The organism is Bradyrhizobium sp. 14AA (genome assembly GCF_054185205.1).
This window is the reverse complement of record NZ_JAVAYM010000002.1, coordinates 364,125-386,670: the sequence shown is the minus strand read 5'-3', so window position 1 is coordinate 386,670 and position 22,546 is coordinate 364,125. Positions and strand designations below refer to the sequence as shown.

Annotated in this window: 22 protein-coding genes; 16 read left to right on the top strand and 6 right to left on the bottom strand. The window is 64.7% G+C overall.

All coding sequences use genetic code 11. From position 1 onward, the window contains the following. Positions 1-2: 2 nt before the first annotated feature. Positions 3-623: a hypothetical protein gene (locus tag RAD15_RS06815; RefSeq protein ID WP_458175682.1), complete on the bottom strand. Its 621-nt coding sequence runs from the start codon at positions 621-623 to the stop codon at positions 3-5. A 107-nt stretch (positions 624-730) separates the two neighbouring features. Here RAD15_RS06815 and RAD15_RS06810 point away from each other — a divergent pair, with 107 nt between their 5' ends. Both RAD15_RS06810 and RAD15_RS06805 read left to right on the top strand, forming a co-directional pair. Then, positions 731-1,381 (top strand): TetR/AcrR family transcriptional regulator, encoded by a 651-nt coding sequence (locus tag RAD15_RS06810; protein ID WP_458175680.1) that lies wholly within the window; start codon positions 731-733, stop codon positions 1,379-1,381. Between the two features lie 200 nt (positions 1,382-1,581). Then, positions 1,582-3,294 (top strand): sulfatase-like hydrolase/transferase, encoded by a 1,713-nt coding sequence (locus RAD15_RS06805; protein ID WP_458175678.1) that lies wholly within the window; start codon positions 1,582-1,584, stop codon positions 3,292-3,294. A 126-nt stretch (positions 3,295-3,420) separates the two neighbouring features. Here the strand turns inward: RAD15_RS06805 and RAD15_RS06800 are convergent, their stop codons facing one another. Together RAD15_RS06800 and RAD15_RS06795 are read right to left on the bottom strand one after the other, a co-directional pair. Beyond that, on the bottom strand, positions 3,421-4,980 hold the full coding sequence (locus tag RAD15_RS06800; RefSeq protein WP_458175676.1) for a glycine betaine ABC transporter substrate-binding protein: 1,560 nt from the start codon (positions 4,978-4,980) through the stop codon (positions 3,421-3,423). After that, positions 4,977-5,759: an ATP-binding cassette domain-containing protein gene (locus tag RAD15_RS06795; RefSeq protein ID WP_458175674.1), complete on the bottom strand. Its 783-nt coding sequence runs from the start codon at positions 5,757-5,759 to the stop codon at positions 4,977-4,979. The genes RAD15_RS06800 and RAD15_RS06795 overlap by 4 nt, the downstream gene beginning before the upstream one ends. 140 nt (positions 5,760-5,899) lie before the next feature. On the opposite strand from RAD15_RS06795, the gene RAD15_RS06790 reads away from it, so the two are divergent. Together RAD15_RS06790 and RAD15_RS06785 are read left to right on the top strand one after the other, a co-directional pair. Then, positions 5,900-6,718 carry an ABC transporter ATP-binding protein gene (locus RAD15_RS06790; RefSeq protein ID WP_458175672.1) on the top strand — a complete coding sequence of 273 codons (819 nt, stop codon included), beginning with the start codon at positions 5,900-5,902 and terminating at the stop codon, positions 6,716-6,718. Continuing rightward, positions 6,718-7,506, top strand: a complete 789-nt coding sequence (locus RAD15_RS06785; RefSeq protein WP_458175670.1) for an ABC transporter permease — start codon at positions 6,718-6,720, stop codon at positions 7,504-7,506. The genes RAD15_RS06790 and RAD15_RS06785 overlap by 1 nt, the downstream gene beginning before the upstream one ends. A gap of 46 nt (positions 7,507-7,552) precedes the next feature. Here the strand turns inward: RAD15_RS06785 and RAD15_RS06780 are convergent, their stop codons facing one another. After that, positions 7,553-8,002, bottom strand: coding sequence for a cupin domain-containing protein (locus RAD15_RS06780; protein WP_458175669.1), 450 nt, complete (start codon positions 8,000-8,002; stop codon positions 7,553-7,555). Between the two features lie 137 nt (positions 8,003-8,139). Here RAD15_RS06780 and RAD15_RS06775 point away from each other — a divergent pair, with 137 nt between their 5' ends. The 10 genes from RAD15_RS06775 (at position 8,140) to RAD15_RS06730 (ending at position 16,902) form a co-directional block, all read left to right on the top strand. Further along, positions 8,140-9,165, top strand: a complete 1,026-nt coding sequence (locus RAD15_RS06775; protein ID WP_458175667.1) for an ABC transporter substrate-binding protein — start codon at positions 8,140-8,142, stop codon at positions 9,163-9,165. 28 nt (positions 9,166-9,193) lie between these two features. After that, entirely contained in the window at positions 9,194-9,898 is a 705-nt protein-coding gene (locus RAD15_RS06770) for an NUDIX hydrolase (RefSeq protein ID WP_458175665.1), read from the top strand. Between the two features lie 94 nt (positions 9,899-9,992). After that, a complete protein-coding gene (locus RAD15_RS06765; RefSeq protein ID WP_458175663.1) occupies positions 9,993-11,303 on the top strand; it encodes an ABC transporter substrate-binding protein in 1,311 nt (436 codons plus the stop codon). A 15-nt stretch (positions 11,304-11,318) separates the two neighbouring features. Beyond that, a complete protein-coding gene (locus tag RAD15_RS06760) occupies positions 11,319-12,089 on the top strand; it encodes an ABC transporter ATP-binding protein (protein WP_458175661.1) in 771 nt (256 codons plus the stop codon). After that, a complete protein-coding gene (locus tag RAD15_RS06755; RefSeq protein WP_458175659.1) occupies positions 12,089-12,793 on the top strand; it encodes an ABC transporter ATP-binding protein in 705 nt (234 codons plus the stop codon). The genes RAD15_RS06760 and RAD15_RS06755 overlap by 1 nt, the downstream gene beginning before the upstream one ends. Positions 12,794-12,798: 5 nt before the next feature. After that, positions 12,799-13,680, top strand: coding sequence for a branched-chain amino acid ABC transporter permease (locus RAD15_RS06750; RefSeq protein ID WP_458175657.1), 882 nt, complete (start codon positions 12,799-12,801; stop codon positions 13,678-13,680). Beyond that, positions 13,677-14,696, top strand: a complete 1,020-nt coding sequence (locus RAD15_RS06745; protein ID WP_458175655.1) for a branched-chain amino acid ABC transporter permease — start codon at positions 13,677-13,679, stop codon at positions 14,694-14,696. Before RAD15_RS06750 ends, RAD15_RS06745 begins: the two co-directional genes overlap by 4 nt. Further along, positions 14,656-15,585, top strand: coding sequence for a polyphosphate kinase 2 family protein (locus RAD15_RS06740; protein WP_458175653.1), 930 nt, complete (start codon positions 14,656-14,658; stop codon positions 15,583-15,585). The genes RAD15_RS06745 and RAD15_RS06740 overlap by 41 nt, the downstream gene beginning before the upstream one ends. Then, a complete protein-coding gene (locus tag RAD15_RS06735) occupies positions 15,582-16,619 on the top strand; it encodes a patatin-like phospholipase family protein (RefSeq protein ID WP_458175651.1) in 1,038 nt (345 codons plus the stop codon). The genes RAD15_RS06740 and RAD15_RS06735 overlap by 4 nt, the downstream gene beginning before the upstream one ends. Before the next feature lie 13 nt (positions 16,620-16,632). Beyond that, the gene (locus tag RAD15_RS06730; protein WP_458175649.1) at positions 16,633-16,902 is read left to right on the top strand and encodes a DUF3551 domain-containing protein; all 270 of its coding nucleotides are present in this window, start codon (positions 16,633-16,635) and stop codon (positions 16,900-16,902) included. Positions 16,903-17,205: 303 nt separating this feature from the next. On the opposite strand, the gene RAD15_RS06725 is transcribed toward RAD15_RS06730, so the two are convergent. After that, the gene (locus RAD15_RS06725; RefSeq protein ID WP_458175647.1) at positions 17,206-18,096 is read right to left on the bottom strand and encodes an MBL fold metallo-hydrolase; all 891 of its coding nucleotides are present in this window, start codon (positions 18,094-18,096) and stop codon (positions 17,206-17,208) included. A gap of 474 nt (positions 18,097-18,570) precedes the next feature. Further along, positions 18,571-18,843: a hypothetical protein gene (locus RAD15_RS06720; protein WP_458175645.1), complete on the bottom strand. Its 273-nt coding sequence runs from the start codon at positions 18,841-18,843 to the stop codon at positions 18,571-18,573. 132 nt (positions 18,844-18,975) lie between these two features. Here RAD15_RS06720 and RAD15_RS06715 point away from each other — a divergent pair, with 132 nt between their 5' ends. Beyond that, positions 18,976-21,306 carry a mechanosensitive ion channel domain-containing protein gene (locus RAD15_RS06715; protein ID WP_458175643.1) on the top strand — a complete coding sequence of 777 codons (2,331 nt, stop codon included), beginning with the start codon at positions 18,976-18,978 and terminating at the stop codon, positions 21,304-21,306. Between the two features lie 103 nt (positions 21,307-21,409). Further along, a complete protein-coding gene (locus RAD15_RS06710; protein WP_458176064.1) occupies positions 21,410-22,402 on the top strand; it encodes a tripartite tricarboxylate transporter substrate-binding protein in 993 nt (330 codons plus the stop codon). Positions 22,403-22,546: the final 144 nt, after the last annotated feature.

The window sequence follows — 22,546 nt, the reverse complement described above, 5'->3', positions numbered from 1 at the left end:
GTTCAGCCGGCCGCGATGGTCCGTCCGCGTGGATGGGCGGCCATCGCGATCAACCGCAGCGCCATCACGGCGAGCAGCGGAATGAGGAAGGCGGCATAGAGCGGCATCGCCGGCACGCGCTTGCCGAACGACACCATGAACTGGAACCAGAGATAGGTGCCGCCCACGACGTGCAGCGCGCGCCAGGCGCGTGGCCCGATCAGCGCGGCCGTGCGATCGAACGAGGTCGCGCTCATGGCGACGATCACGGCATAGCCGATGCCGCCGAAGATGTATGAGACCACTGACGTGGCCTCGGCAAAGCCGGCCGGATCCATCCTGGAAAAGGCCACGATCGCCACCGCGTGGATGGCGTGGGAGGCCGCAAAGCTCAGGCCCAGATAGCGGCGGTTGCGCCGCTGCCAGCGTGTCCAGGCATTGGGCCACAGCCGCGCCAGCGCCGCGGCACTGAAGGCGAGGCAGAACAGCAGCAGCGAGCTCCGCGCCGTGAAGCGGATCACCATGCGGACGCCGTCAACCTCGAACTGCCGCATCGAGGCGATCCACAGGCTGAGCACAATCAGGCTCAAGCAGAGGACGGCCAGCAGCCGCCAGCCTTCGAACCAGCCCTGACGTCGTGACATGGTGATCTCCTCCTGCATGTAATCATTGATTACATTTGCAGTGGGTAGGGTCGTCAACAGTGTAATCGCTGCTTACATTCACGTTCGGGTGATGCTAGAAGAGACCCATGCCAGCCCGTCGACCGTCCAGGCCGCGCGCGCGCTCCGCGGCTGAAGAGCGGCCCTATCACCACGGCGACCTCCGCCGCGTGTTGATCGATGCTGCGCTGCAACTGGCGGCCGAGGGGGCCGAGGTCTCCGTCCGCGAGGCTGCGCGCCGGGCCGCGGTGTCGGCGGGGGCCCCGTTCCGGCACTTTCCGAACCGCGACGCCTTGATGGCGGCGGTGGCCGAGGAGGCACAGCGACGCTTTCGCGCCGAGATCGAGGCGGCGCTCGGCGCGGCGCCGGCCGTCGACCCGCTCGCCCGTTTCCGGGCCTTTGGCCTCGCTTATCTGCGCTGGGCGATGCGCAACCCCGCTCATTTCGAGATCATCTCCACCGGGCGCTATTTCGCCCACGGCAGCTCCACGGAACTGACACGCGACAATGCCGAGTTGATCGCGCTGACCGAGGGAATCCTGGTCGAGGCGGCCGAACAAGGCCTGCTGCGGTGGGCGGATCTCAAGCGCATCCAGATCGCCGGCCGCGCCCTGGTCTACGGTTTCGCCCGGATGAATCTCGACGGCCACTTCCCGCGCTGGGGCGTTGAGGAGGGCGAGATCGAGCGGATGGCGGAAGGGGTGCTCGACCTGTTCATTGCCGGGATCGCGAAGGACTAGCGTCGGTCGCCGTGCGGCGCTTCGCCGCCCGCCAACATTAAGCGAAGGTCGGGCCGCGGCCTGCGTTGCCTGTCCTTGACTGTTCCGTTACAGTTTTATGACACGGTGCAGGCTTCCGGCTGCTCCGGACGCCCTAGCCGTCGCTACGCCGGCCAGACGGCTAGGTATCATTGCGCCGGACCAGCTGTTGCGTATCCTCGATGGCGTCCGCGCCCAATCCTGGCCCATCTGCCACAACCGCCGTGCTGGCGAGCGTCGCTGCGCTCGGCATCTGGCGGCTGCTCGCGGTTGCCGCGCCCCATCTCGCCGCGCTCGCGCTGATGTACGAGACCGAGACCGATTTCGGCTCGCGCCTCTCCTTCGCGCTTGCCTGGGGCATCCTCAACTTCTTCTGGATCACGCTGCTGCGGCGGCCGGCGCTGTCGGGTGCGCTGTCGCTGACCATGGTCGTGGTGCTGGTGCTGCTGTCGCGCCTCAAGCACGACGTCGTGCAGATGACGGTCAACTTCATCGACCTGATGATGATCGACCGCGACACTGTCGCGTTCCTGTTCACGATCTTCCCGAATTTGCGCTGGTCGGTGATCCTGGCGGGTCTCGTCACGCTGCCGCTGATGTATGCGCTGTGGTGGCTCGATCCGTTCCGCATCCGCCGCCTGCCGGCGCTCGCCTGCAAGCTCGCCTGTCTCGCAGCTCTCGTCGGCTATTCGCTCTATCATCCGGACGAGGCCTGGCGCGGCTATTACGACGACGGCTATCTCTCGAAATTCTTCCGCTCCGGCGTCAGTGCGGTTTCCGACTTCGCGCAATATGGTTTCATGGAATCGGCCGCCGCGACCAACGAGCGGCTCAACATGCCGCTGGTCGATGCCTGCCATCCCGCGGGCCGGCGGCCGAACATCATCATGATCCATGATGAATCGAGCTTCGACATCCGCGCCGCGCAGGGCATCAAGGTGCCGCCGCGCTATGGCGATCACTTCAAATCCTGGGACGGCAGGCAGCGCACGTTTCTGGCCGAGAGCAATGGTGGTCCGAGCTGGTTCACCGAATACAACGTGCTCGCGGGACTCTCCTCACGTTCGTTCGGCCGCTTCGCTTATTTCGTGACGCGCATCGCATCGAACCGCGTCGAGCGCGGCCTGCCGCTGGCGCTGCGCCGCTGCGGCTATGACACGCTGTCGCTCTATCCCGCCTATGGCGGTTTCATGGGCGCGCGCAGCTTCCAGATGACGACCGGCGTCGAGCGCTTCCTCGACTCCAAGGATCTCGGCGCCAAGGACGTCGAGCCCGACAGCTTCTTCTACGACAAGGCGCTCGGGCTGATGGGTGAGCGGACGCCGAACAAGCCGCTGTTCACCTTCATCTATCTCGGTGCCAATCATTTCCCCTGGGAGACGCGCTTCCGCCCCGACCTGATGCCGAACTGGCGCGCGCCGGGCAACGTGCCGTCCATCGACGAATATCTGCGCCGGCAGGCGATGAGTGCCGAGCAGTACCAGGCTTTCATCGCGGGCCTGAAGAAGAGGTTTCCCGGCGAGCCCTTCCTGATCGTGCGCTACGGCGATCATCAGCCGGAATTCGCGCCGAACCTGCTCGAGCCCGGGCTCGACGAGGGCGCGATCGGCAAGAAGCTCGACGCCTACGACCCGCGTCTCTACGCGACCTATTACGCCATCGACGCCGTCAATTTCGAGCCGGTGAAGAGCGAGGCCGTGATGGACACGATCGACGGCCCCTATCTGCCGCTGGTCATCCAGGAGGCCGCCGGCATCCCGCTCGACCCGTCCTTCGCCGAGCAGAAGCAGATCATGCTCCGCTGCAAGGGCATCTTCTACGGCTGCAAGGACGGCGCCGAAGCGCGCCGGCTGAACCGGCTGCTGATCAGCGCGGGGATGATCCGGGGGCTGTAGTCATCGTCCCTCTCATTCTGCGATCGTAGGGTGGGCAAAGCGAAGCGTGCCCACCACCTCTCGCGTGTGTCGAGAGACGGTGGGCACGGCGCTTGCGCGCCTTTGCCCACCCTACGAAATTCAGCCCTACCGCTTGCCCACCTTCTCCCACAGCCACTTCGCGACCACGTCCGGCGATGAATTCGCGTCGTTGCCGCTGGCGCGCAGGTTCGCTTCGCGCATCGTGGCGATGTCGATCTTGCCGAGCAGTGGCTTGAGCGCATCCTGCAATTTCTCGTCATCGGCGCGTTTCGGTGCGAGCAGCAGGATCGCATCATACGGGGGGATGGCGTGCCTGGGATCGTCGAGCGCGACGAGATCGTATTTCGCGATCAGGCCGTCGCTGGTGTAGCCGGCGATGACGTCGACCTCGCCGCTGGCGACCGCGGCATACATGAAGTCCGGCTGCATCTGGCGCTGGGCGCGGAACGAGAGGCCATAGGCCTTCTGCAGGGCCGCCCATTCGGGACGCGAAAAGAACTCGTAGTCGCCGGCGATCGACAGCGTCGAGGCATGCGCGGCGAGATCTGTGATGGTGCGAATGCCAAGCGCCTCGGCGCGCTTCTTCGGGATCACCAGCGCATAGGCATTCTCGAAGCCGAGCTCGCCGAGCAGGGTGATGCTGTCCCTGGCGAGCGCCGTTTTCAATTCCGCCACCAGTTCCGCACGCGGCTTGATGTCGGTGCGATGCAGCTGGTTGGCCCAGAGCGTGCCGGAATAGTCGACATAAAGATCGATGTCGCCGGCCTTCAGCGCCTCGAAGATCACGCTTGAGCCGAGGCCCGATCGTGCCGTGGCCGGAAGGCCTGCCGCCTCGAGACGGTCCCGCATCAGCGCCGACAGCACATATTGCTCGGCGAAGGTCTTGGCGCCGACGACGTAGCCCGGCGACGAGCGTCCCATCGTCGGCACCAGCGTCGCGGCGACCAGCGCCGCGATCCCGATGGCGCCGAGCCCGGCGCGTGCGCGGCTGCGCTGGCGCAGGCCGCTCTCGATCAGGCCGAGCAGCTGATCGACCGCGAGCGCGAGCAGCGCCGAGGCAAAGCAGCCGAACAGCACGAACACCCAGTTCTGGGTCTGAAGCCCGGCAAAGATGTAGTTGCCGAGGCTGGTCTGCCCGATCGGCGTCGAGAGTGTCGCGGTGCCGATCACCCACACCGCGGCGGTGCGGATGCCGGCCATCATCACCGGCAACGCCAGCGGCAGCTCGACCATCACGAGCGACTGCCGCGCGGTCATGCCGACGCCTTGAGCGGCTTCGATCAGCGCGGGATCGATGCCGTTGAGGCCGGTGATGCCGTTGCGCAGCACCGGCAGCATCGAATAGAGCGCGAGCGCCAGCATCGCCGGCAGGAAGCCGAAGGCGGAGAAGGAGACGCCGAACCAGGCGAACGTGACGGAGGCCGCCAGCAGCAGGAGCGGATAGAACAGCGCAAGCAGCGCCAGTCCCGGCACGGTCTGCACGATGCTCGCAAGCGCAAGCAGGACGGCGCGCGGGCCCGGACGGTTGCGCGTCAGGATCGCCAGCGGCAGGCTGATGATCAGCCCGAGCGCGAGCGCGGCAAGACTCACGCGCACATGGTTGCCGAGATAATCCGCCAGATGCGACAGCGCATCGCCCCAGCGCGGATCGGTGAACAGGCTCATGCCGCACCGCTCTGCGGCAGCAGCGCGTTCAATCGTTCGACCTGACGGCGCGGCGTGCGCAGCAGTTCCAGCACATAGGCATCGCTGCTGTTCGACAGTTCCGCGGGCGTGCCCTGCGCAAGCAGTTTGCCAGCACGCATCACCGCGATGCGGTCGGCGAGCAGGATGGCCTCGGTCATGTCATGGGTGATCATCACGGTGGTCAGGCCGAGGCTGCGATGCAACGAACGATAGTCGTCGCCGAGCGCATCGCGGGTGAGGGGATCGAGCGCGCCGAACGGCTCGTCCATCAGCACGATGCGAGGCTTGGCCGCGAGCGCCCGCGCCACGCCGACGCGCTGGCGCTGGCCGCCCGAGAGCGCCTCCGGCAGCCGGTTGCGGTGCGCAGCCCTGTCGAGCTGCACGAGCTCCAGCAACTCGTCGACGCGCGCCGTGATATCCGCCGCAGCCGCGCCCAGCAGCTTCGGTGTGATCCCGATATTGTCGGCGACGCTCAGGTGCGGAAACAGCCCGCCGCTCTGGAAGACATAGCCGATCCGGCGCCGCAGTGCGACCGGATCGACGCTGCGCACGTCCTTGCCTTCGACCGTGATGGTGCCGCCATCGGCCTCGATCAGCCGGTTGGCGAGCCGCAGCAGCGTGGTCTTGCCCGAGCCCGAGCCGCCAACGACGGCCACAAACTCGCCCTCGGCGACGTCGAGCGACAAATCATCGACCGCCTTGAGCGGGCTGAAGCTCTTGGTGACGTGACGGTAGCTGATCGTAGGTTCGGAAGACATTGGAGGCGGCTCACTCTTCCTGACCCTCCCTCCAGGGGAGGGTCAGAGCACGGCACGACCCATGCGTAGCACGCTTGGCGGCTTGATTGAACTTGGCGGCGCGAGCGGCTAAGGCATCCGTCCAGGTTCGGAGGAAACACATGTCAACGCCTACGGCAGTGGCGCTGGAAGATGCCAAGGTCGCGTTCCGGCTCGGGGACGGGCGGGTCTATACGGCGGTGGAGAAGGCCCATCTCGCGGTCGCGCAAGGCGAGTTCGTCGCCATTGTCGGTCCGACCGGCTGCGGAAAATCCACGCTTCTCAACGTGGCCGCGGGCCTGCTCAAGCCTGCCGCCGGCAACGTCAAGATATTCGACCGGCCGCTCGCGGGGCTGAACAGGGACGCCGGCTACCTGTTCCAGGCCGATGCGCTGTTCCCCTGGAAGACCGCACTCGATAACGTCGCGATCGGGCTCGAGATCAAGGGTACGCCCCGTGCCGAGGCTCTGCCGCTGGCGCAGAAATGGCTGACGTCGGTGGGCCTCGGCGCCTTCGCCGGCCGCTATCCCCACATGCTCTCCGGCGGCCAGCGCAAGCGCGTGGCCCTGGCGCAGGTCCTGATTCGCGACCCGAAAATCCTCTTGATGGACGAGCCGTTCGGGCCGCTCGATGCGCAGACCCGCCAGGTCATGGGCAATCTCCTGCTCGACTTGTGGAATGCCGACCGCAAGGCCGTGCTGTTCGTGACGCATGACCTGGAAGAGGCGATTGCGCTCGCCGACCGCGTCGTGATCATGTCGGCCGGGCCGTCCTCGCGCATCATCGGCGACTGGCGCGTGAGTCTGCCGCGGCCGCGCGACATCTTCGAGGTTCGCCTCGACAAGGAGTTCCATGCGCTCCACCGCGAGATATGGAGCGTGCTCAAGGACGAGGTGATGAAGGGTTACGCGCAATCCACGCAAGCGGCGGAGGCGGTGTGATGTCGCGCCCGACGCTGTTTGCGCTGCAAGTCCTGGTCGCGGTCGTCTGCATCGTGCTGTGGCAAGTGCTGTCGACCGTCCCCGTGTTCGGCAAGATCCTGCTGCCGCCGTTCTTCTTCTCCAACCCGCTCGACGTGTTCAGCCAGATCGTGAAATGGTTCGCGTCCGGCGTGATCTGGAAGCACCTCGGCATTACGCTCGCGGAATCGATCCTGGCCTTCGTGATCGGATCGGCCGGTGGTGTGCTGATCGGCTTCTGGTTTGCGCGCCAGCCACTGGTTGCCGCGGTGTTCGACCCCTACGTGAAGATGGTCAATGCGCTGCCGCGCGTCGTGCTGGCGCCGATCTTCGCGCTGTGGCTGGGCCTTGGCATCTGGTCCAAGGTCGCGCTCGGCGTGACGCTGGTGTTCTTCATTGTGTTCTTCAACGTCTACCAGGGCGTCAAGGAAGTCAGCCGCACCGTGCTCGACAACGGCCGCATGCTCGGCATGAGCGAGCGCCAATTGATGCAGCATGTCTACTGGCCGTCGGCGCTGTCCTGGATGTTCTCTTCGCTGCACACCTCGGTCGGCTTCGCCGTGGTCGGCGCGGTCGTCGGCGAATATCTGGGATCGGCCGCTGGGCTCGGTTATCTCATTCAGCAGGCCGAGGGTGTGTTCGACGTCGCCGGCGTGTTCGCCGGAATGTTCGTGCTGTCAGCCTTCGTGATCCTGATCGACTATGGCGTCACGCTGGTGGAGCGGCGCCTCCTGGTGTGGCGGCCGGCCGCGTCGGATGGGCGCGGCTAGGCGCGAGGCGGGGCCCGCATCGGCGCGAGCCCCGATCGCGTAAGCCTCAATCCAGCAGCTTGGTGTCGTCGGGCGCTTGCGGCGGGGTCTTGATCGCGATCGCCTTGACCTGACCGCTGATTGGCTTGGTGCCGCCATGCGGCGTGCCCTTCGGGATGATGACGAGGTCGCCCGGCTTCACCGTCACTTCCTTGTCGCCGAGCCAGATCGTCCCGGTCCCGTCCAGGATGTACTGGATCTCGTTGGTGTTGGGATGCATGTGCTTGGGCACGTTGCCGACCTGGATCGAGATCGTGGCGCCGTCGGCGGTCATGAACGTCTTGGAGCGGAAGCCGACCTTGTTGGCGGGACCCAGCGCGTCGCCTTCCATTTCACCGGTATGGATGATCTGCGCGGTGATGCTCTCGGCGGCGAGCGCCGGTCCAAGCAGGTAAGTGGCGCCGCATCCGGCGACGAAGGCGGCTGCGATCGAAAGCGCGGCAGCAAAGCGGTTCATGGATGATCCTCCCATCGAGAATTGTTCTTGTTCGGGCATGCTATTGCGCCAAAAGGCCGATGGCCAGCCCACTTAGGCAGTGCTTCTCAAGCCAGTCCCGCTGCTCTATGGTGCCGCCGGCCGAACGGAGGAAACCAATGAAGAACACGATTGCCAGGCTCGCCGGCGCACTGCTCGCGCTGACGCTCACCACCTCGCTTGCCGCGGCGCAAAGCAAGGTCACCATCGCGGTCGGCGGCGGCTCCTGCCTGTGCTATTTGCCCACGGTGCTGGCAAAGCAGCTCGGCGAATACGAGAAGGCCGGCCTCAGTGTCGAGCTGGTCGACCTCAAGGGCGGTTCGGACGCGCTCAAGGCCGTGCTCGGCGGCAGCGCCGACGTCGTCTCCGGCTATTTCGACCATTGCGTCAACCTGGCGGCCAAGAAGCAGGAGCTCCAGTCCTTCGTGGTCTATGACCGCTATCCCGGCCTCGTGCTGGTGGTCGCGCCCTCGCGGACCAATGACATCAAGTCGGTCAAGGACCTCGCCGGCAAGAAGGTAGGCGTCAGCGCGCCCGGCTCGTCCACCGACTTCTTCCTCAAGTACATGCTCAAGAAGAACGGGATCGACCCCACCAGCGCCGCCGTGATCGGCGTCGGCCTCGGCGCCACCGCGGTTGCCGCGATGGAGCAGGGGCAGATCGACGCGGCCGTGATGCTCGACCCCTCCGTCACCGTGCTCCAGGGTAGCCACAAGGATCTGCGCATCCTCAGCGACACCCGCACCGAGAAGGACACGCTCGAGACGTTCGGCGGGGAATATCCGGGCGGCGCGCTGTACTCGACGGCGGCTTGGGTCAACGGCCACGAGAAGGAGACGCAGGCGCTCACCAACGCGATCCTCGCCACGCTCGTCTGGATCCATTCGCATTCGCCCGAGGAGATCATGGCGAAGATGCCGGAAGAGACCGTCGGCAAGAACAAGGACCTCTATCTCGCGGCGCTGAAGAACACGATCCCGATGTTCTCCGAAACCGGCAAGATGGACCCGAAGGGTGCGGACGCCGTGCTCGCGGTGTTCAGCGTCGGCTCGCCGGAGGTGGCGAACGCCAAGATCGACGTCAGCAAGACCTTCACCAACAGGTTCGTCGACCAGGCCAAGAAGACCACGGGGAACGCCAAATAACTGACGCGAAGGCGTGGTAACGGGCGTCATGACGTCACCGGTCATTCATCGCGTCACGACGCTTGATCTTGCCGTGCGGCCGATCGTCTGGCCGTTCGCGGAGGAGCGTCGCGCCGAGATCGCGGCGCATTTCGCCGAGCAGCAGCGCGAGCGGCCGAAGCTCTGGAACGGCCGCATCCTGCTCGGGCGCGATGCCGTGTTCAGCGACGGCCATCTTGCCGCGACCTATTTCGAGACCGATTTTGCGAGCTTCCTCGCTTGGCGCGATTGGGGCTTTCCCGACAAGGCCGTGTTCAACGGCTTCGGCATGGGCGCGCTACGCGCCTCCGATGGCGCCTTCATCATGGGCGAGATGGCGCAGCACACCGCCAATGCGGGCCGCATCTATTTCCCCTCCGGCACGCCCGACCTCGATGACGTCAGGGACGGCGCGCTCGACATTCCCGGCAGTGTCGTCCGCGAACTCGGCGAGGAGACCGGCCTGACCGCGGCGGACTGCCGGGCCGAGCCGGACTGGCACTGCGTCGTTACCGGTCCGTCGATTGCAATGATACAGGTCATCAACCTGGATATGCCGGGCGACGTGGCCCGCGCGCGGATCGAAGCCAACCTCGCGCGCGAGGTCGAGCCGGAATTGTCCGCCATTCATCTCGTGCGCGGGATGAACGATCTCGCGCCGACCATGCCGCGATTTGTCACGGCCTTTATCGAACAGCAGTTCGCGTCGCGCTGACGCGCGAGGCTTGACATCGCTGCGTTCAGCCCGTGTGATGGGCAAAAAACAAAAGCAAAAAGAATGCAATGCACAATCGTCCAGGGAGGTTCTGATGCGCCTGCGCATGGCTGCCCGCTTGGTACGTGGGCTGTTGATCGCGATATCAGCGACGGGCTTGGTGGCTTCGGCCCAGGCCCAAGAGAAGAAGCTCAAGATCGGCGTCATCTATGATCTGACCGGCCCGCTCGCCGGCGGCGGTTCGGAGCTGCAATATACCGGCGCAAGGATCATGCTGGATCAGTACAGCGCGAAGAACATCGAGGGCTACAAGATCGAGGCGATCTATGCCGATGCTCAGAGCAAGCCGGATATCGCCATCAATGAAGCGGTCCGTTTGATCGAGCAGGAAAAGGTCGACATGCTGCTCGGCTTCTTTTCCTCGGCGCAGTGCGTGCCGGTGGCAGCGCGCGTCGAGCAGCTGAAGAAGTTCATGTGGATCACGACCTGCATTTCTTCCGCGGTGCTGGAGAACAAGAACTACAAATACGTGTTTCGCCCGCAGGCCTCCGGCGATCAGTTCGGTATGATGACGATGGACTTCATCGCGCAGAACACGAAGGAAAAGTTCGGCAAGGATCCGAAGGACCTGCGGGTCGCCATCATCCATGAGGACGGCGCCTACGGCGTCGACGTTGCCAAAGGCAATGAGGCCGGCGCCAAGAAGGCCGGTTTCAACATCGTGCTCAGGGAGGGCTATTCGGCGACGGCCCCGGATTTGTCCGCGCTGGTCACCAAGCTGAAGCGGGCCAAGCCGGATGTGATCTTCCACACCGGCTACAATCCCGACATCACCCTGTTGCTCCGGCAAGCCCGCGAACAGGGGCTGAAGTTCGGCGCACTGGTGGGGCATGGCGCCGGCTACGGGGTCTATGAGAAGCTAAAGGAAGGCCTGGGCGCCGATGTAAACTACGTCTTCAACACCGATCCGATCTCGATCTGGCTCGCCAACCAGAAGACCATGGATCCGAAGCTGCCGCCGATCATCAAGGCGGTTGGCGAGGAGTTCGACAAGCGCAAGCCGGGCGTCGCCATCCGTTCGGCCCATGTCGGCATGGCTGCGTCCAACACCTACTTGTTCCTGACCGACGTGCTGCCGCGAGCGATCAAGAAATATGGCGGCATAGATCCCGACTCCCTGCGCAAGGCAGCGCTCGACACCGACATACCCGAAGGCGGCACCATGCTCGGCTTCGGCGTCAAATTCCACGGCGAGGGCTCGCCAATGGCCGGCCAGAACGAGCGCTCGTTCCCCGTCGTGATCCAGTACGTCGACGACAAGTCCTATGTGGTGTGGCCCAAGAGCCAGGCGCAGCGTGAGGCCGTGCTGCCGCTGCCGAAGGGCACCACCTACAGCAACCAGTAGCGGCGGAGTGCTCCGGTGTTGGAAGTCAGCGGGCTGGTGAAACGCTTCGGTGGCTTCACCGCCGTGAACAACGTGTCGTTCAGGGTCGATCAGGGCGAGATCCTCGGCCTGATCGGCCCCAACGGCTCGGGCAAGAGCACGATCTTCAACATGCTCTCCGGCACGCTGGCTCCGACCTCCGGCTCGATCCTGTTTGCCGGCCACGAGATCGCGGGCCTCCCACCGCACCGGATCATCAACCGCGGCATCGGCCGCACCTTCCAGATTCCACGGCCATTCCGCCGCCTGACCATCTTCGAGAACGTCGCGCTCGCCGGCTTCTACGGCCAGGGCCGCCACAGTCGCATCAAGGCGGAGGAGGCGGCCGAGAGGTCGCTTGCAATGGTGGGTCTGCCGACCGACCGCCACGCCAGCGTCGACGGCCTCGGCGCGGCCGGGCTGAAGAAGCTCGAACTCGCCAAGGCGCTCGCCACCGCGCCAAAGCTGCTGCTCGCCGACGAGAGCCTCGGCGGTCTCGACGAGGCCGAGATGGACCAGGCGGCGGACATGCTGCGCAACATCCGCGACGAGCTCGGCATCACCATCATCTGGGTCGAGCACATCATGGGCGTCCTGATGCGCGTCGTCGACCGCGTGATGGTGCTCGACCACGGCGAGAAGATCTCGGAAGGCCTGCCGAGCGCTGTGGCCGCCGATCCACGCGTGATCGAGGTCTATCTCGGCACCGACGCCGAGACCACGCAAGCCGCGGCCGCCGAAGCGCGTCGCCGCGCAGGGGTGCAGTGATGCTGGAGCTCCGCGCCATCAATGCCGGCTATGGCACGTTCCAGGCGCTGTTCGACGTCAATCTCGACGTGAAGGCGGGCGAGGCCGTCGGCGTCATCGGGCCGAACGGCGCCGGCAAGACCACCTTGATGCGCGTGATCTCAGGGTTGATCCGGCCCACGCGCGGCTCGATCAAGATGGAGCGCGCCGACGTCGTGGCGACGCCGCCGCACAAGATCGTCAGCCTCGGCATTGCACACGTGCCGGAGAACCGGCGGTTGTTTCCGCAACTCTCGGTCGACGACAATCTCAAGATGGGTGCCTTCATGAAGGAGGCGCGCGGCCACTATGCCGAGCGGCTGGAGGTCGTGTTCGACCTGTTTCCGCGGCTGAAGGAGCGCCGCCACCAGATGGCCGGCACCATGTCCGGCGGCGAGCAGCAGATGTGCGCGATCGGCCGGGCGCTGATGTCGAATCCAAAGTTGCTGCTGCTCGACGAGCCGTCGGCGGGACTGGCGCCGGTCGTGGTGCAGCAGGTGTTCGAACTGGTGAAGCGAATCCGCGCCAGCGGGCTGACGGTGCTGATCGTTGAGCAGAACGTGCAGCAGGTGCTGAAGGTGGTCGACCGCGCCTATCTGATCGAGGCGGGTACGATCCGCGCGTCCGGCACCTCGGCCGAGATGCTGGCGAGCGACACGGTCAAGGAAGCTTATCTCGGGGTGTGAGGTTCATGCAGGCATTGCTGGACATTTTCGACATCTATTTGCTGGAGGCCGTGATCAACGGCATCCTGCTCGGCGGCGTGCTGGCGCTGCTCGCGCTCGGGCTCAACCTGATCTTCGGCGTGATCGACGTGACCTGGATCTGCTACGCCGAGCTCGTCATGATCGGCATGTACGCCATGTATTTCATGGTGCAGTATTACGGCCTCAGCTATTTCATCGCCGCGCCCTTCACCATCCTGCTGGTCGCGATCCTCGGTGCGGCACTGCACTACCTCGTGATCGCACCGTTGCTCACCGCGCCGCCGATCAACCAGCTGCTCGCAACCGGCGGGGTGCTGTTCGTGCTCCAGAGCTTTGCCACCGTCGCCTTCGGCATCGACTTCCGCAATCTCGGCATCCGCCTGCCGGTACTGGCCTTCGGCGACATGAACTTCAGCTACGCACGGCTGCTCTCGTTTCTGGCCGCGCTGGTCGGCATGGTCGTCGTCTATCTCTTCATGACGCGCACCTTCACCGGCACCGCGATCCGCGCCATCTCGCAGGACCGGCAGATCATGGCGCTGATGGGCGTCGACACCAGGCGGATCTATCTCATCACCTCGGCGCTCGGCGGCGCCCTGGCGGGGCTCGCGGCTTGCCTGCTGGTGCTGCAATACGACGTGCATCCCTTCGTCGGTCTCTCCTTCGGGCCGATCACCTTCCTGATCTGCGTGCTGGGGGGCCTCGGAAATTTCATCGGCGGCTTCATCGCAGCCTTTGTGTTCGCCGAGATCATCTCGCTCGGCGGCCTGTTCTCCGATCTCGAATGGGGCTACGTGCTCGCCTTCGCCTTCTTCATCGTCATGATGTTCATCCGGCCCGCGGGCCTTCTGGCGAGGCGCCGATGACGGGGCAGGGGCGGCTTGCGGCGTGGGGGATCGGACTGGCGGCGCTGGTCGCGCTGCCCTTCGTCTATCGCGATCCCTATCATCTGCACATCCTGGTGCTGATCCTGATCTGGTCGTTCGCCTACACCTCGTGGTCGATGATGGGGCGGTTCGGCCTGGTCTCGCTCGGCCATGGTGGCTTCATGGGGACCGGCGCCTATGTCACGGCGCTGCTCTGGAACCATCTGGGCGTTTCGCCCTGGATCGGCATTCCCGTCAGCATGGTCGCGGCCGGCGCGCTGGCGCTGATCGTCGGGTATCCCTGCTTCCGCTTCCGCATCACCGGGCATTATTTCGTACTGGTGACGCTGGCGCTGTCGGGCATCGTGCTCCAGGTCATCACCGCGACGCGCGACTACACCGGCGGCTCGCTCGGCTACACGCCGAACCGCGCGTCCGGCAACAGGCTGCTGGCGCTGCAATTCGACGACAAGACCACCTGGTACCTGATCGCGCTCGCGGTCTGGCTGTTCGGCATCGTGGTCTGGCACTGGGTCGACCGCAGCATGGCGCGCTATGCGCTGGAGGCGATTTCGGAGGACGAGGACGCAGCGGCAGCCGCCGGCGTCGACGTCACCGCGGAGAAGCTGAAGATCACGCTGCTCAGCGCCGTGATGACGGCGCTCGCGGGCGCGGTCTATTGCCAGTACCAGATGTTCATCACGCCCGACACGGTCAGCGGCATTGCGGTGTCGCTCCAGATGGTGTTCGCGGCGATCGTCGGCGGCCTGTTCGTCTCGCTCGGTCCGACCTTCGGCGCCGTTATCACCATCCTGCTGGCGGAAACCCTGCGCATCGGCTTCGGCACCAAGGCGGTCGGCTGGGACAACCTCGTCTACGGCGTGCTGCTCGTGCTTTTCATCATATTCCTTCCCAAGGGCATCCTTGGTAGCTTGCTCGACCGACTGAAGCCGCAACGCAAGGTGCCCCGCACTCATGAGCAAGAAGCCGTCCAAATCGCTCGCCCAGGAACTTGACCGCTACATCACGCCGTTCCGCTACGATGGCTCGGGCAAGTTTCACCTGAAGGACCACAAGACCGACGAGAAGGGCGATCTCGACAAGGAGAAGGCGCTGGCGATTCTCGACGCCAACAAGACGCGGCTGATCGAGTTTCAGGAAAAGCTCTATGCCCAGGACCGCTGGTCGCTGCTGATCGTGTTCCAGGCCATGGATGCGGCCGGCAAGGACAGTGCGATCAAGGCGATCTTCGAGGGCATCAATCCGCAGGGCTGTGAAGTCACGGCCTTCAAGGCGCCGAGCAGCAAGGAGCTCGATCACGATTTCCTCTGGCGCCACGCGATCGCGCTGCCCGAGCGCGGTCATATCGGCATCTTCAACCGCTCGCATTACGAGGAATGCCTGGTGACGCGCGTGCACCCGGAAATCCTCGCCAAGGAGAAGCTGCCCTCGAGGCTCGTCACCAAGAACATCTGGAAGGAGCGGTTCGAGGACATCTCCGCCTTCGAGCGCTATCTCTGCCGCAACGGTACGCTGGTGCTGAAATTCTTCCTCAACCTCTCCAGGGACGAGCAGCGCGAGCGCTTCCTCGACCGGCTGGAGGACCCGGCCAAGCAGTGGAAATTCTCCATGGACGACATCAAGGAGCGCGCGCTGTGGCCGCGCTACCAGGCGGTCTACCAGGACATCGTCCGGCGCACCTCGACGCCGCATGCGCCGTGGTACGTCGTGCCGGCCGACCACAAATGGTTCGCGCGCGTCGTGATCGGCTCGGTGATCAATGCCGCGCTCGAAAAGCTGGACCTGCGCTTCCCCCGCGCCGACAAGGCCTCGCTGCGTGAGTTCGCCGATGTCCGGAAAGCGCTGGAGAGCGAGGGGAAGGGAGGGAGGAAGCGCGACAAGTGACCGCCGCTGAAACCAGGAACCAGAAGAACGTCAACTTCGCGCTGCAGGGCGGCGGCGCGCATGGCGCCTTCGTCTGGGGCGTGCTGGACCAGGTGCTCGAGGACGGCAGGCTCGGGATCGAGGCGATCAGCGCCACAAGCGCGGGCGCGATGAATGCGGTGGTGATGGCCTCAGGCATGGCCATCGGCGGAGCCGAGGCGGCGCGGCAGAACCTGCATGAGTTCTGGTACGAGGTCTCGCGGATGGATCAGGTCTATGACCTGTTCTCACCACTCAACCAGTTGATCCAGGCCCTCAAGCTGCCGCCGGAATATCACCCGGTCCATGCCCTCATCCACACGCTGACGCACACGGTGCCGCCGAACCTGCTCAACCCTCTTCACTTCAATCCGCTCCGGTCATTGCTGCAAAGCGTGGTCGATTTCGACCGGCTCAATTCGTCGCCGGATGCACCGCAGCTCTTTCTCAACGCCACCAATGTCCGTACCGGCAAGATCAAGGTGTTCCAGACGCCGCTGCTCAGCGCAGAGACCGTGCTCGCCTCGGCCTGCCTGCCGCCATACTTCCAGACGGTCGAGATCGACGGCGAGCATTATTGGGATGGTGGCTATCTCGGAAATCCCGCGATCTTTCCGCTGATCTATCGAAAAGGCAGCCACGACGTCATCATCGTGCAGGTGACCGCGATCCGGCGTGACGAGCTGCCGGCAAGCGCCGCTGATGTTCTCCATCGCATCAACGAGATCAGCTTCAATTCGTCACTGATGCGCGAGATGCGCGCGATCGCCTTCGCGACCCGGCTGATCGACAATGGCGAGCTCGATCGCAACACGCACAGCCGCATGTTCATGCACTGGATCGGAAACGACCAGTTGATGTCGCAGCTCGGAACGGCGACGCAGTTCCATCCTGAATGGAGCCTCCTGTGTCGTCTGCGTGACGAGGGGCGCGAGGCCACGCGAAGCTGGCTGACGCAAAACTTTGACCGGATCGGTAATGCGTCTACGGTTGATTTGACCGAAATGTTTCTCTGATCTCGAGGTCGTCGTGTTCAAGCCTGCTGTCGCCGTTCCCCTGTTCGCCGCGCTCCTGATCGTCGGTCCCGCGCGCGCCCAGACCTACGATCCGCGCTCTCCGGTCTGCCTGCATGTCTTCGGCGAGCTGGAGGGCGAACGGATGGATTGCATCTTCGCATCGTTCGCCCAGTGCCAGGCCGCCGCATCGGGCCGGCCCGCGACCTGCCTGATGAATCCCTATTTTGCGCGGGCGGCCCTGGGTCCTCGACAAAAAATTCGAAAACAACCCCATGCACAGTAGCCGGCGATAGCGAAATCAAGGGCTTGACGGTTCGCGCAAGTTATTGCGGATTTTACGAAGTCGTTTGACACGTCGGGCAAAACAGGGGCATGATGTCATCATCGCCGCGGACCGGGTCGGGTCGGCAAAGCGCCCCGCCCGTAGTCACTCGCAGCCGTGACGTCTGATCTCGTAGGGTGGGCAAAGGCGCCCTTGCGCCGTGCCCACCATCTCTCCACGATCGCGGCTGGCATGGTGGGCACGCCACGAGCCGCGCCTTGCGCGTCTCGTCGCTTTGCCCACCCTACGATCTCAGCGCGAGCGTTAGTACCCGCGGCCCCACCAGTAGCAGAAGCGCTCGACATTGGCGGGAAGGCCGGCCTCGTAGTTCGCCCACTTCTCGTATTTCGGCAGCTTCACCTCTTTCATCGCGGTGTCGAAGCATTTGCCGGCGTCCGCCGCCTTCTTCACCTCCGCGGAGAGATCTTCCATGTAGGTGATGTCGTCCTCGACGTCCTTCTTGGTGCCGAAGCGTCCGCCGGCATAGGGGTGGCCGGTGATCATCCGTTCCCAATCGAGCGAGGCGAGCTTCTTCAGCGAGGCGATGTATTCCAGCGGCGAGGCGTTGTCGGGAATGTTGCGGAATTGGACGGACTCGATCGGCGCGAAGTCCACGACGAAGACGATCTTCTCCTTCGGCAGCCGCATCACCAGCGAGTTGTCGGAATGGTTGCGGCCGACATAGTTCAGCTCCAGCGTGGTGCCGCCGAGCGTGATGCTCTTCTTGTCGTCCACCACCTGATCCGGCATGACGACGTCGGCGAGCAGCGAGTTCTGCTTCTTCAGCTCGAGCAGGCGCTCCTTGGTCCTCCGGTGGGCGATGAAGGTCGCGCCGAGATCCTTGAACGGCTGGCCGCCGGCGATGTGGTCGTAATGGTGATGGCTGTAGACGACGTATTTAATCGGCTTGTCGGTGACCGCCTTGATCGCATCGATATAGGGCTTTGCGGGTCGCAAATACGAGATCGGGTCGGTCGCGATCACTCCCTGCGGCGTCACCACGAACATCGACTGATGGCCACCATAGCGGAAGACGTAGACGTTCTCGGTGCCGTCGACCTTTCTGGTCGAGGTCTGCGGCGGATTTTGCGCGGCGGCGGATCCAAGCCCGGCAACGAGCGCGGCGAGCGTAGTGAGGCAAATCGATATTTTCATCTTTGGCTTTCCGGAAATGATCGAGGGCAGCGAAGGCGGGTATCCTCGCCATCACAAACGCCGCCGGGAAGAATTTATTCCGCGCATTGAGTGGCAGGCCGACAAATCGGACACGGTGCGTAGCTGACGCAGGGAACTCGTGCGCTCATTTGTGATCCTCGTGCCATCGATCCCGCTTGACAGTTTTGTGGCACGGGAGGAGCATTGCGTTGGTCGCGAATACGCGACGCGCAACGTCCACCACAGAGCAAGGGGAGGTCTATGACGCCACCTCCGCAAATCCAGCCGCGTTAAGTGCGATGGAGCTCGTTCGGACTATCGCATAGCGGCAAAAACCGCGAACGGCACGCCGGGTCAAGGTTTAGCGGGCTGCATCAGTAAGGCAGAGCCCCTACCTTCCCGGCGCTGTATTTTGCATCACATCGATCCGTCCGATGGCCGTGACGAGGCCGTCGCGACCGGTGGTTTGACATCTCAATTTTCGCTCTCCTCCTCCTCCTCACCGTCATTCCGGGGCTGATGTCCCGGAATGACGGGCACGGCCATTGCGCGCACGGCGTTCCAAAGATCCGGAAAAAAGCGCAGCGATCTTCCCTCGCGACAAACGCCGGATGCGTCTGCGTGGAGATCCTGCTTGAGCAACAACCTGGAGCGAGATGACGATTTATCCTGATCGCATCGCGCTTTAATGGCCGTCGCATCGTCGACGCTGCGGTTCCTCCCTCCCTGCATTGCGGCAAATGCCAAGAGAAAGTCGCCTCAAAGGCCCACTTCCGACACAGGGCCGGGGCGAATAGCGGCCATCCGACATGACGCATGTGCTTCGGCGGTGACGATCCCGACGCCACCGGCGCATTCATTTTTTTGCAGGGAATCCGCGTGTCGCATAAGCTTGCTCTGGCGCTCTTCGCAGCGCTCTTCCTCGCCATCTCCTCTCTTGCCCCAGTTCGCGCCGAGCCCCCCGCGCCGGCGGCCAATGGTGCGTCCAGTTTGTCGCCCGACGAGGCCAAACGCGCGCTGGAAACCCTCCAGGACGACAAGAAGCGCGCGCAGATGATCGATACGCTGCGCGCGATCGCGAATGCGTCCAGCCCGCAGCAGGGCGCGCCCGAACCAAAATCGCCGATCCCGCTCTCGGCCGACGGTCTCGGTGCGCAGCTGCTGCTCACGGTGTCGGAGGAGATCGCCGAGATCTCGGCCGAGGTCGCCAGCATGGCGCGCACGCTCACGCATTTCCCGGCGTTCTATTACTGGATCGTGCGGACCGCCAATGATCCCGCGGCCTACAATCTCCTGATCGAGATCGCCTGGAAGCTTGCGCTGGTGTTCGGCTGTGCCTTCTGCGCCGAATGGGTCATCTTCCGTCTGATCCGGCGCCCGGTCGCGTTCCTGGAAGCGCGCGTGCCGCAAACGGCGCGTCTGCCGGCGCAGGCGCTGCCGATCGCCGATCCCCCGTCATCGGTAGCCGATGTTACCCCCGCGCCCGAACTGCACAGGCGCCGCCACAGCCTGGCGCGGGTCTGGCAGGTCGTGTTGCGGCTGCCCTTCGTGCTCGGACGCCTCGTGCTCGAACTGCTTCCTGTGGTCGTCTTCGTCGGCCTCGCCACGGCGCTGCTCGGGACGGAGATCGGCCAGCCCACGACCGTCCGCCTCGTGATCCTGGCGGTCGTCAATGCCTACGCGTTCTCGCGCGGGCTCATCTGCATCGTCCGGGCGCTGGCGGGACCGTTCGGCCTGTTTCCGGTGCGTGCCGAGACCGCGGCCTATATCGAGATCTGGGCGCGCCGCATCGTCGGCGTCGGCGTCTCCGGCATCGCCTTTGCCAATGTGGCGCTGCTACTCGGCCTGCATCGTGCCGGCTATGCCGCGCTTCTGCGCATGGTGATGCTGGTCGTGCACCTCTTCATCGTCGTCATCATCCTGCAATGCCGCCGTCAGGTCGCCGAGGCCATCCGCGCGCCGGCCGACCGGCAGGGCATCGCAGCGCGCCTGCGCAACCGCATCGCCGGCGGCTGGCATTATCTCGCCATCGCGCTCGACCTTGCGCTGTGGGCGGTGTGGGCGCTGAACATCCGCAACGGCTATTCGCTTCTGCTGCAATATTTCGTCGGCACCGCCGTGGTGGCTCTGATCACGCGCGTCGCCATCATGCTGACGTTGAGCCTGATCGATCGCGGCTTCCGCATCAAGCCGGAGATCCTCCAGCGCTTTCCGGGCCTCGAGATCCGCGCCAACCGCTATCTGCCGCTGCTGCGCAAGATCGTCTCCAGCGTCCTCGCCTTCATCGGCTTCGTGGCCGTGCTCGAAGTCTGGGGCGTGGACGCCATCGTCTGGTTCTATGGCGGCCAGATCGGCAGCCGGCTGATCTCGGCCGTGGTGACGATCGGCGTTGCCGTCGCCATCGCTGCGGCGATCTGGGAAGCCAGCAACGCACTGCTGGACCGCCAGATCAATTCGCTGTCGCGGGACGGCCACTATGCCCGCGCCGCGCGGCTGCGCACCTTCCAGCCGATGCTGCGGACGGCGCTGCTCTGCCTGATCGCCACCGTCGTCGGCCTCACCACGCTGAGCGAGATCGGCGTCAACGTCGCGCCGCTGCTCGCAGGCGCCGGCATCGTCGGCATCGCGATCGGCTTCGGCTCGCAGAAGCTGGTGCAGGACCTCATCACCGGCCTGTTCCTGCTGCTGGAGAACACGGTGCAGGTCGGCGACACCGTCAGCGTGTCGGGGCTGTCGGGCGTGGTCGAGAACGTGTCTATCCGTACCATCCGCCTGCGCGCCGGCGACGGCGCCGTGCACATCGTGCCGTTCAGTGCGGTCACGACCATCACCAATGCCAGCCGCGGCGCCGGCAATGCCTCCGTCAGCGTCAACGTCGCCTACAAGGAAGACACCGACCGCGCCGGCCAGATCCTCAAGGACATCGTCGAGGAGATGCGGCGCGAGGCCGACTTCCGCGCACTGATCCGCGGCGACCTCGAGCTGTGGGGCATCGACAAGGTCGACGGCGCGATGGTGTCGATGGTCGGCCAGATCCGCTGCACCGAGGCCGGCCGCTGGCCGGTCCAGCGCGAATTCAACCGCCGCATGAAGCAGCGTTTCCAGCAGAACGGCATCGAGGTGGCATCCGCCACCCAGACCATCCTGATGCACATCGCCCCGCCGGCCGAGAACGCTGCCGGTTTGGCGCCAAGGCGGGCGGCTGGCTAGCCGCCCGATAGATTTTACGACTTGCCTCCGCTCGCCCGGCAGCGTTCACTCCGGCCCCAGCCCGCCGACGACAGGCGGGCGGCAAAAAGGGTGGAAGAAGATGATGCGGGGGCTGTGGGCCGGATTTCGCGGTCATGTGTTCGTCATCTGCGCGTTGATCGGATGTGTGGCCTGGACCGCACCCGGCGGCGCCCAGTCATCGCGTCCCATCACCCTGATCGTGCCGTTCGCGGCGGGCGGTCCGACCGATACGCTGGCGCGGATCCTGTCCGAGCGCATCGCCGCCGAGTTGCACACGACGGTCGTGGTCGAGAACGTCGCCGGCGCCTCCGGTAGCATCGCCGGCGCGCGTGTCGCACGCGCGACGCCTGACGGCACCACCATCACGATCGGCCATTGGGGCACGCATGTGCTCAACGGCGCGATCTTCAAATTACCCTACGACGTGGTGACCGATTTCGAGCCGGTCGCGATGATCGCGATGGGCACGCAGCTCATTGTCGGCCGGAAGTCGCTCGAGGCCAGCTCTCTGAAAGAGATGATCGCGTGGCTGAAGGCCAATCCCGGCAAGGCCACCGCCGGGACGGCCGGCGCGGGCACCGGCGCGCATGTCGCCGGCGTCTTCTTCAAGGAGAAGACCGGCACCGACTTCCAGTTCGTGCCCTATCGCGGCGCGGGTCCCGCCATGATCGATCTCGTGGCCGGGCAGATCGACATCATGTTCGACCAGGCGTCGAACTCGCTGCCCCATGTCAAGAACGGTGCGATCAAGGCATTCGCGGTGACGTCGCCGACGCGGCTCGCGTCCGCGCCCGACATCCCGACCGTCGACGAAGCGGGGCTGCCCGGCCTTTATATCTCCTACTGGCACGGCATCTGGGCACCGAAGAACACGCCGAAAGATATTGTCACAAAGCTCAACGCAGCCGTTGTCGCGGTGCTTGCCGACGCCTCCGTCAAGCAGCGCTTTGCCGAACTGGGGCAGGAGATTCCGTCTCCAGACCAGCAGACGCCAGCGGCGCTCCTGGCCTTCCAGAAGGCCGAGACCGAGAAATGGTGGCCGATCGTGAAGGCCGCCGATATCAAGCCGGAATAGCCTTGCACCGTTAACCTTTTGGCGCGCGACCGCGTTCTCCGCGCGAAAATCTCGCTGCGGTGCGAAATCACAATCGACGCCTCGGTTTCTACGTCCTTGATCTCAAGTGAGCGCTGGCCGACAATGCGTCCCCTTCAATAAGAA

Bases quoted from the DNA above. Each gene is read 5' to 3' on its own strand.
- RAD15_RS06815 (WP_458175682.1), bottom strand. From the start codon at position 623: ATGTCACGACGTCAGGGCTGGTTCGAAGGCTGGCGGCTGCTGGCCGTC.
- RAD15_RS06810 (WP_458175680.1), top strand. From the start codon at position 731: ATGCCAGCCCGTCGACCGTCCAGGCCGCGCGCGCGCTCCGCGGCTGAA.
- RAD15_RS06805 (WP_458175678.1), top strand. From the start codon at position 1,582: ATGGCGTCCGCGCCCAATCCTGGCCCATCTGCCACAACCGCCGTGCTG.
- RAD15_RS06800 (WP_458175676.1), bottom strand. From the start codon at position 4,980: ATGAGCCTGTTCACCGATCCGCGCTGGGGCGATGCGCTGTCGCATCTG.
- RAD15_RS06795 (WP_458175674.1), bottom strand. From the start codon at position 5,759: ATGTCTTCCGAACCTACGATCAGCTACCGTCACGTCACCAAGAGCTTC.
- RAD15_RS06790 (WP_458175672.1), top strand. From the start codon at position 5,900: ATGTCAACGCCTACGGCAGTGGCGCTGGAAGATGCCAAGGTCGCGTTC.
- RAD15_RS06785 (WP_458175670.1), top strand. From the start codon at position 6,718: ATGTCGCGCCCGACGCTGTTTGCGCTGCAAGTCCTGGTCGCGGTCGTC.
- RAD15_RS06780 (WP_458175669.1), bottom strand. From the start codon at position 8,002: ATGAACCGCTTTGCTGCCGCGCTTTCGATCGCAGCCGCCTTCGTCGCC.
- RAD15_RS06775 (WP_458175667.1), top strand. From the start codon at position 8,140: ATGAAGAACACGATTGCCAGGCTCGCCGGCGCACTGCTCGCGCTGACG.
- RAD15_RS06770 (WP_458175665.1), top strand. From the start codon at position 9,194: ATGACGTCACCGGTCATTCATCGCGTCACGACGCTTGATCTTGCCGTG.
- RAD15_RS06765 (WP_458175663.1), top strand. From the start codon at position 9,993: ATGCGCCTGCGCATGGCTGCCCGCTTGGTACGTGGGCTGTTGATCGCG.
- RAD15_RS06755 (WP_458175659.1), top strand. From the start codon at position 12,089: ATGCTGGAGCTCCGCGCCATCAATGCCGGCTATGGCACGTTCCAGGCG.
- RAD15_RS06750 (WP_458175657.1), top strand. From the start codon at position 12,799: ATGCAGGCATTGCTGGACATTTTCGACATCTATTTGCTGGAGGCCGTG.
- RAD15_RS06745 (WP_458175655.1), top strand. From the start codon at position 13,677: ATGACGGGGCAGGGGCGGCTTGCGGCGTGGGGGATCGGACTGGCGGCG.
- RAD15_RS06740 (WP_458175653.1), top strand. From the start codon at position 14,656: ATGAGCAAGAAGCCGTCCAAATCGCTCGCCCAGGAACTTGACCGCTAC.
- RAD15_RS06725 (WP_458175647.1), bottom strand. From the start codon at position 18,096: ATGAAAATATCGATTTGCCTCACTACGCTCGCCGCGCTCGTTGCCGGG.
- RAD15_RS06710 (WP_458176064.1), top strand. From the start codon at position 21,410: ATGCGGGGGCTGTGGGCCGGATTTCGCGGTCATGTGTTCGTCATCTGC.